This window comes from Acinetobacter sp. Res13-Abat-PEC15-P4-01 (assembly GCF_015676285.1).
Classification (GTDB): Bacteria; Pseudomonadota; Gammaproteobacteria; order Pseudomonadales; family Moraxellaceae; genus Acinetobacter; species Acinetobacter nematophilus.
On record NZ_JADAIN010000047.1, the window covers coordinates 1 to 17,477 of the forward strand.

16 protein-coding genes are annotated in these 17,477 nt (G+C 38.3%); 8 read left to right on the plus strand and 8 right to left on the minus strand.

Going from position 1 to position 17,477, the window contains the following annotated elements:
* Window positions 1-182: 182 nt before the first annotated feature.
* The 6 genes from IMO47_RS16705 to tauA form a co-directional block, all read right to left on the minus strand.
* The gene (locus IMO47_RS16705; protein ID WP_196077567.1) at window positions 183-2,306 is read right to left on the minus strand and encodes an AAA family ATPase; all 2,124 of its coding nucleotides are present in this window, start codon (window positions 2,304-2,306) and stop codon (window positions 183-185) included.
* Between the two features lie 595 nt (window positions 2,307-2,901).
* Window positions 2,902-4,803, minus strand: a complete 1,902-nt coding sequence (locus tag IMO47_RS16710; protein ID WP_196077568.1) for a 5'-nucleotidase C-terminal domain-containing protein — start codon at window positions 4,801-4,803, stop codon at window positions 2,902-2,904.
* 309 nt (window positions 4,804-5,112) lie between these two features.
* Window positions 5,113-5,976, minus strand: coding sequence for a taurine dioxygenase (gene tauD, locus IMO47_RS16715; RefSeq protein WP_196077569.1), 864 nt, complete (start codon window positions 5,974-5,976; stop codon window positions 5,113-5,115).
* Between the two features lie 130 nt (window positions 5,977-6,106).
* On the minus strand, window positions 6,107-6,946 hold the full coding sequence (gene tauC, locus IMO47_RS16720) for a taurine ABC transporter permease TauC (protein WP_196077570.1): 840 nt from the start codon (window positions 6,944-6,946) through the stop codon (window positions 6,107-6,109).
* 2 nt (window positions 6,947-6,948) lie between these two features.
* A complete protein-coding gene (tauB, locus tag IMO47_RS16725) occupies window positions 6,949-7,770 on the minus strand; it encodes a taurine ABC transporter ATP-binding subunit (protein ID WP_196077571.1) in 822 nt (273 codons plus the stop codon).
* Between the two features lie 18 nt (window positions 7,771-7,788).
* On the minus strand, window positions 7,789-8,778 hold the full coding sequence (gene tauA / locus IMO47_RS16730; RefSeq protein ID WP_196077572.1) for a taurine ABC transporter substrate-binding protein: 990 nt from the start codon (window positions 8,776-8,778) through the stop codon (window positions 7,789-7,791).
* Window positions 8,779-9,135: 357 nt separating this feature from the next.
* Between tauA and IMO47_RS16735 the strand changes: the two genes are divergently transcribed.
* The gene (locus tag IMO47_RS16735) at window positions 9,136-10,143 is read left to right on the plus strand and encodes a putative solute-binding protein (protein ID WP_196077573.1); all 1,008 of its coding nucleotides are present in this window, start codon (window positions 9,136-9,138) and stop codon (window positions 10,141-10,143) included.
* Between the two features lie 80 nt (window positions 10,144-10,223).
* Here the strand turns inward: IMO47_RS16735 and IMO47_RS16740 are convergent, their stop codons facing one another.
* Window positions 10,224-10,490, minus strand: coding sequence for a hypothetical protein (locus tag IMO47_RS16740; RefSeq protein ID WP_196077574.1), 267 nt, complete (start codon window positions 10,488-10,490; stop codon window positions 10,224-10,226).
* Window positions 10,491-11,320: 830 nt separating this feature from the next.
* Here IMO47_RS16740 and grpE point away from each other — a divergent pair.
* The 6 genes from grpE to IMO47_RS16770 all read left to right on the plus strand — a co-directional run bounded on the left by grpE (window position 11,321) and on the right by IMO47_RS16770 (window position 15,800).
* Window positions 11,321-11,860 carry a nucleotide exchange factor GrpE gene (grpE, locus tag IMO47_RS16745; RefSeq protein ID WP_196077710.1) on the plus strand — a complete coding sequence of 180 codons (540 nt, stop codon included), beginning with the start codon at window positions 11,321-11,323 and terminating at the stop codon, window positions 11,858-11,860.
* 165 nt (window positions 11,861-12,025) lie between these two features.
* Window positions 12,026-13,969 carry a molecular chaperone DnaK gene (gene dnaK / locus IMO47_RS16750; RefSeq protein WP_196077703.1) on the plus strand — a complete coding sequence of 648 codons (1,944 nt, stop codon included), beginning with the start codon at window positions 12,026-12,028 and terminating at the stop codon, window positions 13,967-13,969.
* Window positions 13,970-14,016: 47 nt separating this feature from the next.
* A complete protein-coding gene (locus IMO47_RS16755) occupies window positions 14,017-14,418 on the plus strand; it encodes a MerR family transcriptional regulator (protein WP_242052693.1) in 402 nt (133 codons plus the stop codon).
* A gap of 50 nt (window positions 14,419-14,468) precedes the next feature.
* Entirely contained in the window at window positions 14,469-14,765 is a 297-nt protein-coding gene (locus tag IMO47_RS16760; RefSeq protein ID WP_196077704.1) for an antibiotic biosynthesis monooxygenase, read from the plus strand.
* 103 nt (window positions 14,766-14,868) lie between these two features.
* The gene (locus tag IMO47_RS16765; protein ID WP_196077705.1) at window positions 14,869-15,285 is read left to right on the plus strand and encodes a hypothetical protein; all 417 of its coding nucleotides are present in this window, start codon (window positions 14,869-14,871) and stop codon (window positions 15,283-15,285) included.
* A 2-nt stretch (window positions 15,286-15,287) separates the two neighbouring features.
* A complete protein-coding gene (locus IMO47_RS16770; protein WP_196077706.1) occupies window positions 15,288-15,800 on the plus strand; it encodes a hypothetical protein in 513 nt (170 codons plus the stop codon).
* Window positions 15,801-15,810: 10 nt separating this feature from the next.
* On the opposite strand, the gene IMO47_RS16775 is transcribed toward IMO47_RS16770, so the two are convergent.
* Window positions 15,811-16,293 (minus strand): hypothetical protein, encoded by a 483-nt coding sequence (locus tag IMO47_RS16775; RefSeq protein ID WP_227552311.1) that lies wholly within the window; start codon window positions 16,291-16,293, stop codon window positions 15,811-15,813.
* A gap of 183 nt (window positions 16,294-16,476) precedes the next feature.
* On the opposite strand from IMO47_RS16775, the gene IMO47_RS16780 reads away from it, so the two are divergent.
* Window positions 16,477-17,397 (plus strand): matrixin family metalloprotease, encoded by a 921-nt coding sequence (locus IMO47_RS16780; RefSeq protein WP_196077708.1) that lies wholly within the window; start codon window positions 16,477-16,479, stop codon window positions 17,395-17,397.
* Window positions 17,398-17,477: the final 80 nt, after the last annotated feature.

Sequence of the window (17,477 nt, forward strand, 5' to 3'; positions counted from 1 at the left end):
TCTTTGTGCTCGGATGGGTGTTTTTTCCTCAAATCTACCCTTTTTTTGGCTTTTTTATCTATTTTTTAAGCATTCTTCTCTATTTTTTGCAAATTTAATCTATTTGGTTGCTGTGTTTTCCATACGCAAATCAGAAAATCTCGGCTTATCCTTGCAATCGTATTTTAAAAAGAAAAACCGCATCAGTTTGATGCGGTAAATCCTATACTTTGTGTGTTTTTATATTTGACCGCCATTTCATCGGCAAGATGTTGCACAATTGCGTCCACATTTTCAAAAGGATGAAAACAAGACTGTCGTACAATCACCGCAAAGTCACCGGCACTTAAACGGTCTAGCGCATTTAACTTCGCCTTGATCACGGATTCATCAACAACGAGCTTCAGTTGCGCACAGACACTTTCCAGTAAAGCCAAGCGTTGAGCATAATTTAAGAAATCAAAATGCATCTTAAAGTCAAAACGGCGCATGGCTGCTTGATCCAATTCATCAAAGCGATTGGTTGTTGCAACCATAATGCCATTGAAGCTTTCCATCTGAACCAAAAACTCGTTGACTTGCGATACTTCCCAAGAACGTGTTGCTTGACGACGGTCTTGTAGCAAGGCATCTACTTCATCCAACAGCAAAACAGCCTGCATCTCTTCCGCTTCCTGAAAAGCTTTCGCAAGATTCTGCTCTGTTTCACCCACCCACGCTGAAATTAAATCCGAGCCACGCTTAATCAGCAATGGTCGATTGATGCTTTCGGAAAGCCATCTTGCAAATGCCGTCTTGCCTGTTCCTGATGCACCATACAAGCATAACCGTCCAAAACCGTGTTGCTGTATCCCTGTTGCGATTTCAGCAAGATTTGACTTACAGTTGATATAGGTCAAATCATAGAATTTTGGTAATGCATTGCAATCCTGCAACTTGATACGTTGATGTCCTTGTGCGCCCAGTGTATTGGAAATCAGTTTAGCCATACTTTCCTGCACCACTAAATTTTCATTTTCCACCTGTGCAGCTTTTGCAACACGATAACTTCGACGCAAAATTGCAGGCGATAGCTGTTCCAAATTGGCGAAAGCTTGTTGATACATCATGTTGAGATCATTACCGCAATGCTGTTGTATAAAACTACTCCGTTGCTGTTTAGGGGGCACTTTAATTTCTAGTACCATATCAAAACGACGTATAAACGCAGGATCAAGTTGTTCAGAGTTTGAAATCCAAATCGTGGGTGTGCGATTTTGTTCTAATATCCGATTTACCCAAGCCTTACGACTTTGTGCTGTGCTTTTCATGCCTACGCCATTTTCAGTGTCATTAAAAACATCTTCCACTTCATCAAACATCAATAAAGCAGATTGGCTGTCAAAAATGCATTGTGCTGCACGATAAGCACATAAACGCCCTGTCGCTGAAATCGCATCGCCATCTTCATCTTCACAAGAGATTTCAAAAAGCTGCACGCCCATTTCTTGTGCCAAAGTTTTACATAGCTGTGTTTTTCCTGTACCAGAACTCCCGTACAGAAAAATATTCACACCCTGTTGTTTACTCAATTTCACTTGCTTTAGATATGCCATCAGCAAGGTCAATTCAGAGGCTAAATGCGGATAGTCCTGAAGTGTTAATTCAGCAGCTTGGCTTTTATTAATGGTACCAACAAAAAGATCCATCACATCATTGGTTTTAACCAATAATTTATCGGCCAATTGGTTAGAGACCAGATTCAATTTTCCACGTAAGTAATTGCGATAGTGCTGCTGCACACTGATCAAGCCACTACGATGTAAACGCCCTTGTACTGACAGCGCCTGACGGATCTCATCATAAGGCAAATCCAAAACGACGGCTAAAGCACGAATCGTTTTAGATGCAGTGAGTTCACCAATCGTATCGGCAATATCATCTAAAAGCTGCTCACTGTTGAGCATTACCACAAAACCTAAAATCGTACTTTCAACATCATTTAAATCCAGTAATTGCTGGATTAATTTCAGGTTATATTGCAGTTCATCACTAAATTGAAAAGCCTTCGATAAGTTTTGCTGCTGAATGCTTTTATGCAATTGATTGAGTTCTTGATATGCTGCTTGCTCATTAAATTGATCTGCCAGTAATGTCTCTGAAAAACCCAGTTTTTTGGCAATCCATTGATGACTGAAACAATGATCAGAAATAAATTCTTTTGCACCGCCCAACTCCAGCAAAAATCGAAAAGCCCAAAGTTTTACAATCGGGGAAATTTCAGCAAAATCTGCGACCTCAACCTGTTGCTTGGTTTGCGCAAAAGGTTGATTGATATATTCGTTCATATATTCACTTTTTTCTTTTCATGTCCGGGTTTGGCTTTGTGCAATCTGCATTTTTACAAGCAAAGCGAACCCGAAGAACATGTATATTCTTTAAATAAGGTATTCTTTTCGTTTAATTTAAACGATTAAAATGTATGGGGTCTATTGAAAGCCCAAAATGAGAAATACGTTAAACAGCATGATTGTTCTCCCGGATATTGAATTTAAATGTAGATTCAAATTACATTTCAAACGCATGTTTAAAATGTACTGGGTTTAATCAAGATATTATGGTTATCCTGCAACCAGTCAGTGGTCGGCTACAATCTTGTCAAATGGCAACGATACAAGATCAAATAAAGTCAGTGAAAGAAAAATTAATGTCATCATTGTGGTTATTTAAGCCATCATGGCTAAATTTTGGCTCATTTTAATGTTAGGCAGATATTTTTGCAATTATTTATTCACGCTTTTCTTCATCATTTGATTTTGGAGTAATCCATTTTTTACATGAGATGATTTAAAAAATTTTCAATTTTCATGTTCTCTCACTGCTTTATCAAAACACAACATATAAAAAATCCCGCCTAAGCAGGATTTTTTATTTTCTTTGAACTTACTTGGCTTTATCGACAAATAGCTGAGTACTGTATTCAGTGGTTGCTAATTTATTAATTTTCTTTTGACCCTCTTGACCAGCCAAAGCTTGGGCATATTTGAGGAAAGCTTCTGCATAATCCAAGCCGACATCTAAACGACGTTCCCCCGTAATGGTTTTTAAAGTCGTATAGTAATCCCCGCCATTCGCAAGAAAATCTATGGTGATTACTTTATAAGTTTTGGTCAGATCAAGATTTTCATATTGTCCAGATGCATTCCGCACCTGTATTTGGCTAAGACGTTGGCCTTTGTCTTTTGTAAAATCAACATTCCAGCGTAAACCACCTGTATACGGATAACTTCCCGTATTATTCTGGGCAATCACACCATCTATTGCATCTTCCAATGTTGCTTTAACTTCAGCACCCGACAAATCTAAACGCAACAATGTATTTTTAAACGGCAAGACGTTGTAAATTTTACCCACCGTTACATCGCCTAAAGCCACATCTTCACGAACACCGCCGCCATTTTGGAATGAAATATCTGCACCAAAAAACGTTTTGCCTTGCTGTAAAAATGCTTCGGCAATAATTTGTTGAATATCCCCGCCATGTTGATCCACATGGGTATTTTTATTACACACGTCTCCTAATGTTGAGCGATTTACATCCCGTTGTGTACCTGGTACACGGCGCGAGCACAAGTTATCTGTTGCCTGTCCTACAATTTTCTGAGCAAAGCTTTTCTTTTGCTCCTGATAAGGTTTTAAAACATCTAGCGTTTTTTGTAATGGTGTAACTACAGTAAACGGTGCATTGTCTGTTTTAAATTGGGCGAGTATTGCTTGTTTTTCAGTTTCGGTGACTGCTTTTGCATCTTTCGCTGTACGGGTAAAATTATTGCCAATTAAAACATGGGGTGTACCACTACAGCTTTCAACATTGCCATTCTTGTCGAACTTAACATTGAGATCCCCAACTATATAACTGTATTGCCAAGCTTGAGCAACACAGACCAGTTGACCATCTTTATTGCGTAGCTGAGTCGGATAAGCGCCTTCAGGCGTCATTCCGTATTTTTTAAGACCGTCTGGACCCAGTAAAGTATGTGAGTCTCCACCAATAATCACATCAACATCTGTCAGTGATTTTGCCAATTGTTGATCAAGGTCATATCCCACATGGGTCTGTAGGATAATATTTTTGATCCCTTGTGCCTTATATTGATTAATTTCTTTCTGTGCTGTTTCAATTTCATCTGCAAACAGTGTATCCGCATTCGGTTGAGAAGAGTTTTTGGTTTTCTTGGCTACGGTTAAACCAATGACCGCAAATTTAACGCCATCTTTTTCAAAGACCTGTGATTTCAAAATACGATTGGTCTTATACAAAGGAGACGATGCACCAAAACTCACATTGGCAGTCAGGACTTGGGTCTTTTCTTTACACGTACCTTGATCCAAGAAACCGATAAATTTTTTCAAGCCATCATCTTTAGAGTCAAACTCATGATTCCCTGGGGTAAAGGTATCAAAACAAACGGTATTCATTGCATCCGCATCTGCTTTACCGTCAGTGAGGTTATAGTACAAATCTCCTGTGATCGCATCACCGGCATGGATTTTAAAAGCGTTTTTCTTTTCTGCTGCAAGTTGATTTATTAAACTGGCGACACGTGCAAAACCACCGCTTGTGACACTAAATTCTTGTTCTCCAGTCCCCACATTGGTTTTAAATTTAATACTTTCTTCATCTAAATGTGAATGGTGGTCATTAATATGTAGGATATTTAACTCTAATGGTTTTGCTTCTACAGGCTGATCAACATTTGAATGATCATTGTCATCATTACAGGCTACCAGCAAGCTTGAAAGCATACTCAGCAAAAATATTTGCTTTTTCTTATTAATCAACATGATATTTCCAACAAGCAATAAATTATTCTTGCTTAGTATGTTGATTATTTGTTTAATTTTGATGAATAATTAAACATTTTTCTCATAAAAAACCGACATTGAAATCTTGAATTTTAAAATGACTTAATGTCTTTAATCAGAAAATTCTGCACAAATCTCAATGTATCTTCTCAAGTTTTAAACAACTGTCTTATATTTATCGGAAAAACACTTATGTAAGCTTTTGAGTTCTATTGATTTTAAATTTACCAGGTTCATACGCAAAAAAACCAATCAAATTTGATTGGTTTTTTAGAAAAATTGAAAAGATTAATCTGCTCGATAAAAAGGTCGATCACCCATCAATGTTGCCCGATTCATGACACGATGCTGTGGACGGTAATCATCCACTGCATAGTGGAATGTACAGCGGTTATCCCAAAATGCAACATCATTGGCTTGCCAAGACCAACGCACCACAAACTCAGGTTTTTGAATATGTTCAAATAACATTTTCAAAACTGCATCACTTTCTTTAGCTTCTAACTCATTGATTCGTGTTGTAAACCCTTCACTCACGAATAAGGCTTGACGACCTGTAACGGGATGGGTACGAATCACAGGATGACTGATGGGCGGATGCTTTTTCTTGGCAGCTTCTAACTTTTCCAACTCTGCTGGATCTCCCCCGAAGCGATCAACCGGAAATGAACGTGCAATATCATGTGTTGCGGTCAAACCCGAGAGCATGTTTTGCATCGGTCGAGACAAGGCTTCAAAAGCTGCTGTACCACTTGACCAGAGTGTATCGCCACCCCACGCGGGAACTTTCTTTGCACTCAAAATTGCGCCCATTGCTGGCTCTTCAAGAAAGGTGACATCGGTATGCCACAATGCATTGTCCCGCAAATCATTTAATTCAGTATCCAAAACCATAATTTCTGGTTGTTCTGGGATATTTGGATAAATTGGATGAATATGCAACTGGCCAAACTGTCGGGCAAAAGCAGCATGTTGCTGAGCCGTCATCGGCTGATTTCTAAAGAAAATAACCTGATGTTTTAACAATGCTGTTTCGATCAATATCTTTTCTTCAGGTGTCAAAGGTTGATTAAAATTAATCCCTTCAATCAAAGCACCAATGGTCGGATTCAATGGTGTAATTTTAAAAGTATTTGATACAACAGCGTTCATTTCTTCCTCGATCATCTCACGATGTTTTAAAGGCAAATCATTATTCAAACTAAAAATACAATAACCAATTTGGGGATGATTGAGCTTTTATCAATCTCGCCAAAATCCCTCAGGATTTAAGTCAAAGCATTTATTGAACTTGCTTATCCCACGGGACCAGTTTCTTTTGTAAACGACGCAATCCAATCTCCAAAGCGAAGGCAATCACAGCAATAATCAAAATTCCCACAATCACCACATCTGTTGCCAAAAGTTGTGATGATGATTGCACCATAAAACCTAAGCCTTCGGAAGCACCGACCAACTCCGCAGCAACCAAGGTTGACCATCCCACACCAAGTCCTATACGAATACCCGTTAATATGCTGGGTAAAGCACTCGGTAAAACCACGTGTTTAATTATTTGCAGTGGTGTTGCGCCCAGAGACTGTGCTGCGCGAATTTTTGCTTGATCAACGGAGCGAACCCCTGTCGACGTTGCAATGACAATCGGTGCAAAAATCGCAAGATAGATCAGTAAAACTTTGGACAGTTCGCCAATCCCACACCAAATCACGATCAAAGGCAAATAAGCCAAAGGAGGAATGGGGCGATAAAACTCAATAATTGGATCAACGACACCACGTATCACTTTATTTCGACCGATCGCAATGCCTACAGGAATAGCCGTAATTACAGCCGCAATTAAAGCTGTACCGATACGGCCTAAACTTGCGCCAATATGACTCCATAAACTGATGCTCATGTAGCCGTTGGCAATCAAATCCTGTAAACGGTCCAATACCGCAACTGGTGATGGCAAAAATAAAGCATCAATCCAACCTAAGGCAGTGACTAACCACCAAATTGCAAGCAATGCAACAATTGTCATGCTACTGATCAAGGTAATATTCACTTCACGTGGAACACTACTTTGCTTGGGCTGAGCTTGAGTGGAGGTCATTAATTTAGGGTCTAATTGTGCTGTCATAATTACACCTTTTCCCCTTGGACGGGCGCACCTTGAACTGTACCCCTTGAGTCTTGATGATTTTGAATAAATACCCGACTCAACACATGTTCTCGTGTTTCAATAAATTTTGGATCAGATTTGATGCTTCGTGCGGACTCACCGCCGGCATATCTTTTTGCAAAATCCAGTGTTAAACGCTCGACTATTCGTCCCGGATTGGGCGCCAAAATAATCAGATCTGTAGCAAGAAAAACAGCTTCTTCAATATCGTGGGTAATTAAGAAAGTTGGCTTTGCCGTACTTTTCCAGACATCCAACAATAGACACTGCATTTGTTCGCGTATGAAAGCATCCAAAGCACCGAAGGGTTCATCCATCAATAAAATTTTAGGATCTGAGGCCAAAGCACGTGCTAAGCCTACCCGTTGTCGCTGACCGCCTGAAAGCTCCCAAATATGCCGTTGCCCAAATCCTTCTAAATTAACCAGTTTAAGTAATTCTTGTGCACGTTTTTGGCGCGTTCGTTTATCAATACCCGCCAACTCCAAACCGAAAGCAATATTGTCCTCGACATTCTGCCAAGGCAGCAAAACATCATCTTGAAATACCACACCACGATCACGACTCGGTGCAAGGATGGCTTCACCATCAAGCTTGATACTTCCCATCTGTGGACGTGTAAAACCTGCAATCAGGTTCAATAAGGTGGTTTTACCACTTCCTGATGCACCTAAAGCAACCATAAGCTGCTCTGAGCCCAATTGAAATGACAGATCTTGCAGTACCGGTTGCTCAGCACCTGGGTACTGTGCTTGTACATGTTCTACAGTCAATACAGCCATGATGATTACTTCCGATTTCTATTTCGACGCGTTGATAAAACGTGTATTGATAAATTGTTGATAATTTGGTGAAACTTTCTTAACCAAACCCTGTGCCTTCAAAAAGTTGACTGCATTGGCAATATTTTGTGTGGTTCGCCCACCTAAATACTGGGGGCTTAATTGCGCTTGGCGATCAGGATAGTCTGCGCCTGCTAGAAGCATGGGAACATCTTGTGCATCAACACCGGTGATTTTGGCAATTTTTTGTACTTCAGCAGAGTTTGCAGTCCAATGGCGCTTATTTCGGTTATAGGCATCATAATAATTCAGGGTCACCGAGGAAAATTTGCTGAGTACTTCAGGGTGCTTTTGTGCAAAATCCTTGCGTGCCACCCAAACTTCAAAGGTCGGCGAGCCCCATTGTCCAACCTGCCCTGCATCGGTCATCACCTTGCCGGTTTTTTTAATATTGGCAAGTGCTGGAGACCAAACAAAAGCGGCATCAATATCTCCCCGACGCCATGCTGCATTAATTTCAGCAGGCTTTAGGTTCAACAACCGTATTTGATTGGTTTTAATATTCCAGTGTTGTAATGCACCCAACAAACTGTAGTGCGAAGTGGAAGCAAATGGTGTCGCCACTTTTTTTCCGATCAAATCTTGCGGGCGGTGGATACCTGAACCATTTCTGACCACCAAGGCTTCTGCACTTTTTAAATCTGTTGAAATCAAAAACACATCGATTGGCAAATTATTGGCAACAGCAGCCCCTAAAGGGCTAGATCCAATCAAAGCAATGTCTACTGAGCCTGAAGCCAGTGCAGTTAAAACTTCAGCACCACTGTTAAATAAGCGCCAATCCAGTTTTTCTCCGATTACCTTGTCATAGACGCCATCAGCCTGAGCAACTTTGGCAGGCTCTATATTGGTTTGATAGCCAATCACGATTGGACGTGCATTTACCCAACCACTAGAGCTGAACACAGCTAAAGATGAGCAAAGTAAAACAAGTTGCTGAAATTTCATGATCAAAATAGGCTGACAATTCACGGAAAAAGAAGGAAAGCGACTTCATGTTACGATTTTTGTATATTATTAAAAAATATGTTTTTTAGATTTGCTTATTCACTTTCTTCATTAAGCACATTCATTTTTTTATTTTTAGTCTGCATTTGAGTAAAACTAGAGAATTTTTACTTAATCACATCAACTTGAAAAAATATAAAATAAATCTCAATAAAATAATAAAGTGAAAATTAAATCACATTAAATAAGCCATTCAATGGTTTATTCATCGGAAATAGAGTAAAAACTCTATTTTTATCCAAGCAAAATTACTATATTGATTATAAATAAAGCACTTTTTAGCTATAAGGATATAACATGAAAAAGGGATTTATTGCTTTTACAACACTCGCATTACTTGGATTTTCAAGTATGTCTCAAGCAAAACAGGATGTTTGTGTATTTGATTTATTAGGAAAAGCGGGTGAATCCTATAAAATGATGGAAGAATGGGCACTCGCTGCAAAAGCATGGAATACCGATATCCAGCTGATTGCTTATCAAAATGAAGAACTCGCTGAACGTGATTTCCAAAGTGGCAAATGCGATGCTGTTTTTTTAACTGCAATGCGGGCACGCCAATTTAATAAATTTGCTGGTTCTATTGATGCGCTTGGTGGAGTTCCAAACAATGCAATTGCCTTGAAAGCAATTAATTTTGTACTGGATAAAAGAAATACTCAACGACTCAAGTCAACAATCAATGCTGTGGAATATGAAGTGGGTGGAATCGCTCAAATCGGTCCTGCTTATATTTTTGTGAATGATAGAGCGATTAATACCATCGAAAAAGGAAAAGGTAAAAAATTCGCCGTACTGTCCTATGATAAAGCCCAGATTGCCGCAGTAAAACGTGTTGGAGCAATTCCAGTGTTATCCGATATTTCAGATTTTATTGTAAAGTTTAATCAGGGCAAAGTGGATATGGTAGGCGCACCTGCTTATGCCTTTAAACCTTTAGAACTTTCAAAAGGTTTAGGTTCAAATGGTGCAATGTTTAACTTTCCCGTACTCAATGTCACAGCCGATTTAATTTTCAATACCAGTAAATTTTCTCCAGGTTTCGGAAATCTATCCAGAGAATGGTTTCTTAAAAAAATGCCCAAACAATTTGAGATGGTCAAAAAGCAAGAGGAAACGATTCCAAATAAATATCGTCTCAATTTAAGCAAAGAGGATAAAGAGCGCTATCAAAAACTACTTCGCGATACACGCTTAGAATTGACCAAACAAGGGGTTTATGACCCCACCATGATGTCTGTACTTAAGCGGGCACGTTGTACTGTAGATCGGACCAACTTTGAATGTTCACTCGCAGGTGAATAAATATTGATCCGATTTTGTTAAGTATCAAAATCAGGCGATGGAGGCATCCAAAAAGTCGCCTGATTTTTTTATATCAGCACTTATTGAGCTGAAGGTTGTTCACCTAACGTTGGATCCTGGGTTGCTTGGGCTGGTTGTGATTGCTGAATTGTTGCATCTCCCTCTACAGCAGTCCCCTGTTGAGCAGGATCAACTGTTGCTGTTTGTGCAGATTGCTGCTGATCTGCTGACGCCATTGGTGCTGACTGTGTAGTTTCAGGCGCGTGTGTGGTTTCATTTGAAGTACATGCTGTACTCATCACTGCAACACCTGCCAATAACATAAAAATGAGACCTGATTTTTTCATCATTAATTCCTTTATCATCACTCGATTGAAAAACGACAATGCAGTCCGCATCATCGTGCTGACTATGATTGCCATTTTTTCAGCAAAGTTCGTTGCAGCTTGGTAAGACTTTTAACGTGTTGCCGTATAAGTTCTGCAAAGTTTATTAAATCAATGACTTATTTTGAATGAGTTTTATTTTTAATTTAAACATTTCATTTATCTCATTTTTTATATTTGACTCTTGCTCATGAGATAAAAAGCCGAGGTAAAGAAAAAATATTTTTACTGTAAAAGTCTCGTATTGTTTACATTGTTAATGCTTTTTAAAAGCAAAAAAAAAAGCTTATCCAAGAAGATTGGATAAGCTATGAAAAACATATTCAAATAATAAAAAAAGAAACTACAGCCATAGAATCTAAGGTGCATAATAAAGAAACTGAATAATTTTCGCAAAGCCTTATTTTCAATAACTTTAATCGGTTTTATATATTAATTTATAATTTTTATCTATTCATTCAATTTTAATTTTTGAATTTAATGGTCATTTTTCACAATTTCAGAATAGAGACAAAAACCATGATTCAATTTTTTTGTGTAAAAATAATTGTGTATTTGCTGAATATTCACACAATAAATTAAGATTTATATCTAGTTCAGTTAAGCTTTTGAGTTTTTTTGCTGAATTTCATTAAATAATATCCAATCTTGCTTGAATTTTATTAGCTCGCCCACATTTCATATTCATTGACGAATTAAACGACCATGGCAGTTCAAAAATGAACACAGTGCAAAACTGCTGCCGATAAGGACTGTACATGTTTAAGAACCCATTTAAACGGAGTAAATCAATGGCAACTGAGCAAAATCAAGAAGCCCAAGATCTTCAAAACGAGCAAGCAGAACAGCAAACTCAGACTGAAAATGAACAGGTTGAAGTTACCGTTGAAGCTTTACAAGCTCAAATCAGCAATCTAGAAGAGAGTTTAAAACTGGAAAAAGCCCGTACGGCAAATGCAGTATATGAAGCACAAAAAAGTGTTGAACGTATTCAGCGCGATGCTGAAAAACATAAAGAGACGGTATTAGAAAAGTTTGCAAAAGAATTACTAGATTCTGTAGACAATCTTGAACGTGCCATTCAGGCAGGTGGTGATGAAGAAACACCTGTACTTGAAGGTGTAAAACTCACATTAAAATCTCTTCTTACCACGCTAGAAAAATTTGGTGTTGTTGAAGCAGATACGACCAAGGGCTTCAATGCGGATCTACATCAAGCCGTTGGCATCGATCCAAATGCAACTGCCAACCAAATTGGTACCGTTCTGCAAAAAGGTTACACCTTGAATGGTCGACTACTTCGTCCTGCAATGGTAATGGTGGGTCAATAAACTTAATAAGGCGAGCTTTTTGAAAATATTTTCATGAATTTTCTCAAATAATGACTTGAAAATTTTTGAATGGCTCTCATATCGGATAACAAGAAAATCCTTTTAACTCCTCTTCAAACAAAGGGGAAATAAAAGGAGTTCAAAAGAATTTAGAGGAATAGATTTATGGCTAAAATTATTGGTATTGACTTAGGTACAACAAACTCATGTGTTGCTGTACTTGAAGGCGATAAAGTTAAAGTAATTGAAAATGCTGAAGGCGCGCGTACAACACCTTCTATCGTTGCATATAAAGATGGCGAAATTCTTGTGGGTCAATCTGCTAAACGTCAAGCAGTCACCAACCCTAAAAACACATTATTCGCGATCAAACGTTTGATTGGTCGTAAATATGAAGATCAAGCGGTACAAAAAGATATCGGTATTGCACCATTCAAAATCATCAAAGCAGACAATGGCGATGCTTGGGTAGAAGTGAATGATAAAAAACTAGCACCTCAACAAATCTCAGCAGAAATTTTGAAAAAAATGAAAAAAACTGCGGAAGATTATTTAGGTGAGACTGTCACTGAAGCCGTGATTACCGTTCCTGCTTACTTCAATGATGCTCAACGTCAAGCCACTAAAGATGCAGGTAAAATTGCAGGTTTAGAAGTTAAACGTATCATTAACGAGCCGACAGCTGCTGCGCTTGCTTTCGGTTTAGAGAAAAAAGAAGGCGATCGTAAAGTTGCAGTATATGACCTTGGTGGTGGTACATTCGACGTATCAATCATTGAAATTGCTGACTTGGATGGCGACCAACAAATTGAAGTATTGTCTACCAACGGTGATACATTCTTAGGTGGTGAAGACTTTGATAATGCATTGATCGACTATTTGGTTGAAGAGTTCAAAAAAGAACAAAACTTCAACTTGAAACAAGATCCTCTTGCATTGCAACGTTTAAAAGAAGCTGCTGAAAAAGCTAAAATTGAGCTTTCTTCATCAAATTCTACTGAAATTAACTTGCCATACATCACTGCGGATGCAACAGGTCCTAAACACTTGGTGATGAACGTAACACGTGCGAAATTAGAAGGTCTAGTTGCTGACTTGGTTGCTCGTACGATTGAGCCGTGTAAAATTGCGCTTAAAGATGCAGGTCTTTCGACTTCTGATATCTCTGACGTGATTTTGGTTGGTGGTCAATCTCGTATGCCAATGGTTCAACAGAAAGTACAAGAGTTCTTTGGTAAAGAACCTCGTAAAGATGTGAACCCAGATGAAGCTGTTGCAATCGGTGCGGCAATTCAAGGTGCGGTATTGTCGGGTGATAAAACTGACGTACTTTTACTTGACGTAACGCCGTTAACCCTGGGTATTGAAACAATGGGTGGCGTTTTAACACCAATCATTGAGAAAAACACCACGATTCCTGCGAAGAAATCTCAAGTGTTCTCTACAGCAGCAGATAACCAACCTGCAGTAGACATTTCAGTTTACCAAGGTGAACGTAAAATGGCTCAACAAAACAAATTGTTGGGTAACTTCCAATTAGGCGACATTCCACCTGCTCCACGTGGCGTGCCACAAATTGAAGTATCATTTGATATTAACGCTGATGGTATCTTGAAAGTATCTGCAAAAGATAAGAGCACTGGTAAAGAGCAATCCATCCAGATTAAAGCAAACTCAGGTTTGTCTGATGCTGAAATCGAAGCAATGATCAAAGATGCTGAAGCAAATGCTGAAGAAGATCGTAAGTTTGAAGAGCTTGCAAAAGCACGTAATGAAGCTGATGCTTTAGTTGCTTCTGCAAACAAAGCAGTTAAAGATCTTGGCGAGCAAGTCACTGCTGATGAAAAAACTGCAATTGAAACAGCAGTTTCTGAATTAGAAGTCACTGCAAAAGAAAATGATGTTGAAGCAATCAAAGCGAAAACTGAAGCTTTACAAAACATCATTATGCCGATCACTCAACGTGCTTATGAAGCCACTCAAGGTCAAGGTGGAGCTCAAGGCTTTGACCCGAACCAATTCGGCGGTGAGGCTGGTCAACAACAGCAAAAAGCTGATGATGGCGTGGTCGATGCTGAATTTACAGAAGTGAAAGATGACAAAAAATAATTTTTCACTTTAATCGAAAACCGCTCAAGAGATTGAGCGGTTTTTTTATGATGACAGATAATGTTTTAACATATGGGGTTTGTGTTTTGCTCATCTCTGATATTTCTAAAAAAACCGGTTTATCGATCCATACACTACGTTACTATGAACAAATTGGATTGCTGAAAAACATTCATCGTAACCCGTCAGGACAACGAATATATACTTCCCTTGATCTGGAATGGCTGGAATGGATCAAACGCTTAAAATCAACGGGAATGCCTTTAGAAAAAATTCAAGATTTTGCCGAATTTCGTCTGCAAGGAGAACATACCTTAAAACAAAGACAGCAGCTTCTGATTGAGCATTCCATTCAATTAAATCATGAAATTCAAAGACTTCAACAAGAGCAAAGTATTGTGGACTATAAAATCAAAATTTATGCTGAAAAAATGCTTGAGCTAGAGTGAACTCGAGCAGTTAAGCTTTTTACTTCCTACTTTAAATCGGAGTAAAACACATGTTCCATTCAGGCTTTTACATCACCGCAGAGCTAAGAATAATAGATGAAAATAACATCTTAGAAACCCGTGACGCCTTGCAAGCATTATGTGCGAAAACCCTTCTACAAGAACCAGGATGCACCATGTTCCAGCTGCATCAATGTCGTCAAGATCCGAGACGCTTGCTGCTTTGGGAACGCTTTGATTCAGAACACGCCTATCAAGCTCATTTTAAGCAGACGTATACCCAAGAATACTTGGCACGGAATTTAACTGAAGTCGTGCAGCACTTCATTACGGATTGCGTGGTATAACACTGAATGCATACATAAGCACATTGTGATTTTTCAAGATGATGAATTGCCAATCTTCATTAAATCTTTTATCTTAATTATCACAATAATAATGGATCAAACAATGAAAAACTCTCCTGCTGTTTCACCCACTGTTTATTATAGTTTGATCCTTGCACAGTTTATTTTGCCGATTATTGCAGCAATCATAGACATATACTGTACCGAACCCGAGTTAGTACTACTTGATAAAACACTCTATCAGGACCCCACAACTTGGGAATTGGCAGTGATGTCTATTGCTGGCTTAATGATACTCATCATTACTTTTGGCTTATGTTTAAAAAAAGAATGGGCTAGAAAAGCGTATCTCTACAGTTTTTTTCCAACATTCCTGCTTTATTTCATGCCTTATATGCACTGGATTTACATGACCAGTTATGCCGCGATTTTTAATGATCTTGCCTTCGTGTGTTCCGGGATCTTATTGATGATTTTAGTGACGCCTTCACTGTATCGACCTATTTTTGAACACGATTGATCATGTATAAAGTCCTCTACATAAGCTTTGCTTTATACATCTTCCTAGAAATTCTATGCCATAGTTTTGCTCTTCTTGCACGCAAGATTGTCAGTCGCTCAGATGCGCAAAAGCTCAACCACCCTTTGCATCTTCAATTTATCCAACAAAGCTTTTATCGCATTATGTTATTGCTCAGCATTGTATTGATGAGCCATTTTTATTCTGACATTGCCTTTTTTGAGCAGAACGATTGGATACGCCTAACATTCAGCACCTTGATTATTTTAATGATTCTATTGGTCTTTTGGTGGCTAAATGCTTTTATTGTGCGGCAAGTGATTTTAAAACAACAAGCTACTGTCAAAGCTGTATTTAAACAGAAAATCAGCTATATCATGTTACATCCTTTACAATTCAAAGACTTATATATCACCACAGATTACTTAAGCACATCCGTCTGGATAAACCGGCTTCTAAGTCTAGTGGCATTTATTCTGCTCTTTGTTGATATTCAAGTCTTGTTTGGCGTATAAGAAAAACAGATCAAACCATTGAACCTTCCATCACTAATCCCAAACTCAATTGTATGATCGTAAATAAACCTTTCATCAATAAAAATAATCCTGCAAATATACAGATAAACATAATGAGTCGTTGTTTTTTAGTGAGACTTTCTCTGATTTGTAAATTGTATTGCTGATCAGATACTTTCGTTATCGGTAAATGATCCATCATTTTCTGGGCAATTTGATTTTCCAACGGATTGAATGATGAACCGTCAACAATCGTTAAATTGTAATTTCCAGCCTCCAGCTCACAGTAAAACATCAAACTTGAACCGCGTGTAAAACCATTTTTATGCGGTCGTCCAAGACTGGATGTCAATTTAACTTTCTCTTTTGAATCGATATTGACGATTTCAGGATGAATAAAAGCCATAGCTGCGAGTTTAAATAATGGTCCTTCCTGCCAAATTGAATAACCACCTGTACGAATGACGCTAAAATTTTTAGACTTTTGCGTCAAGGGGATTTCTAGCAATAACTTTGCTCGGAAGAGTTTTACCAAGCAATATATAACATTCCCCCAACAGCAAATGCCCGCTATTAAAAAAATCCAGCCTAAAATCAACATTACATTCATCAGTCTTTGCGATTGTGTAGTTTTCAGATAAATTATCAATAACAAAAATTATTTTTTCAATCAAACATGCGTTTTTGGATTATTGTCAGCACCATTATTTTTACGGCATATTTTTCGATTCAACGCATGATGTATCCGCAACTCAATCATAACTCAGCGATTGACCGGATTACGCATCCTTTAGATACACGTTTACGTTATCGCATTGGCGAAGTTGATCCCCGCTTCCAACTCAGCAAAGCACAGGTAAAAAATTTATCACAAAAAGCCGCGGACATATGGCACTTGGGTACCATACAAAGCTTATTTGTTTATGACGATCAGGCAAAGCTGACCATTAATCTGATTTATGACGAGCGCCAGGCTGAGTCCAGTGCCAGAACTCAAGCCTTACGTATTTTAGAAAATACCCAGCAATATTCTCAAAATGAAAAGCAAAAAATTCAGCAACTTCATCTTGAATTAAATCAAGCCAATCAACAACTAGACTCTCAAAAAAACAGTTATCAACGCAAAGTTGAACAATATAATCAACTGATCAATGCGCTTAATCAATCCAGGCAAAATTTAAATGCTTCTGCAAGATTTGAATTAGACCAACAAAAAAATCAGCTGATTATTGAACAGCATCAATTAAAGCAACAATTAGACATTTATAATCAAAAAGTCGATACCTTAAACCGTCAAATTGAACAGCTTAACTCAGTGAATCATCAGTATAATCAATCCGTTGATCAATTTAATACACGTTTCCAGCCTCGCCAGTTCGATAAAGGCGTATTTGATGGTAAAAGCATTAATATTTATGAATTTGAATCAGATGCCGACCTTACAGTAACGATTGCACATGAGTTGGGGCACACTTTAGGACTTGCACATAACAATGATCCTAAAGCACTGATGTATCCGATGATGAAAGAACAAGATTTGAAAAATTTTAGATTAACTCAGACGGATTTAGCCATGCTAAACTCAAGACAACGATAAGCAATTTTTAATGATGAACTATCAGCATTTAAATCCATAATTTCCTTATGTATTTAAATTATTTTTTTCAAATTCATGTT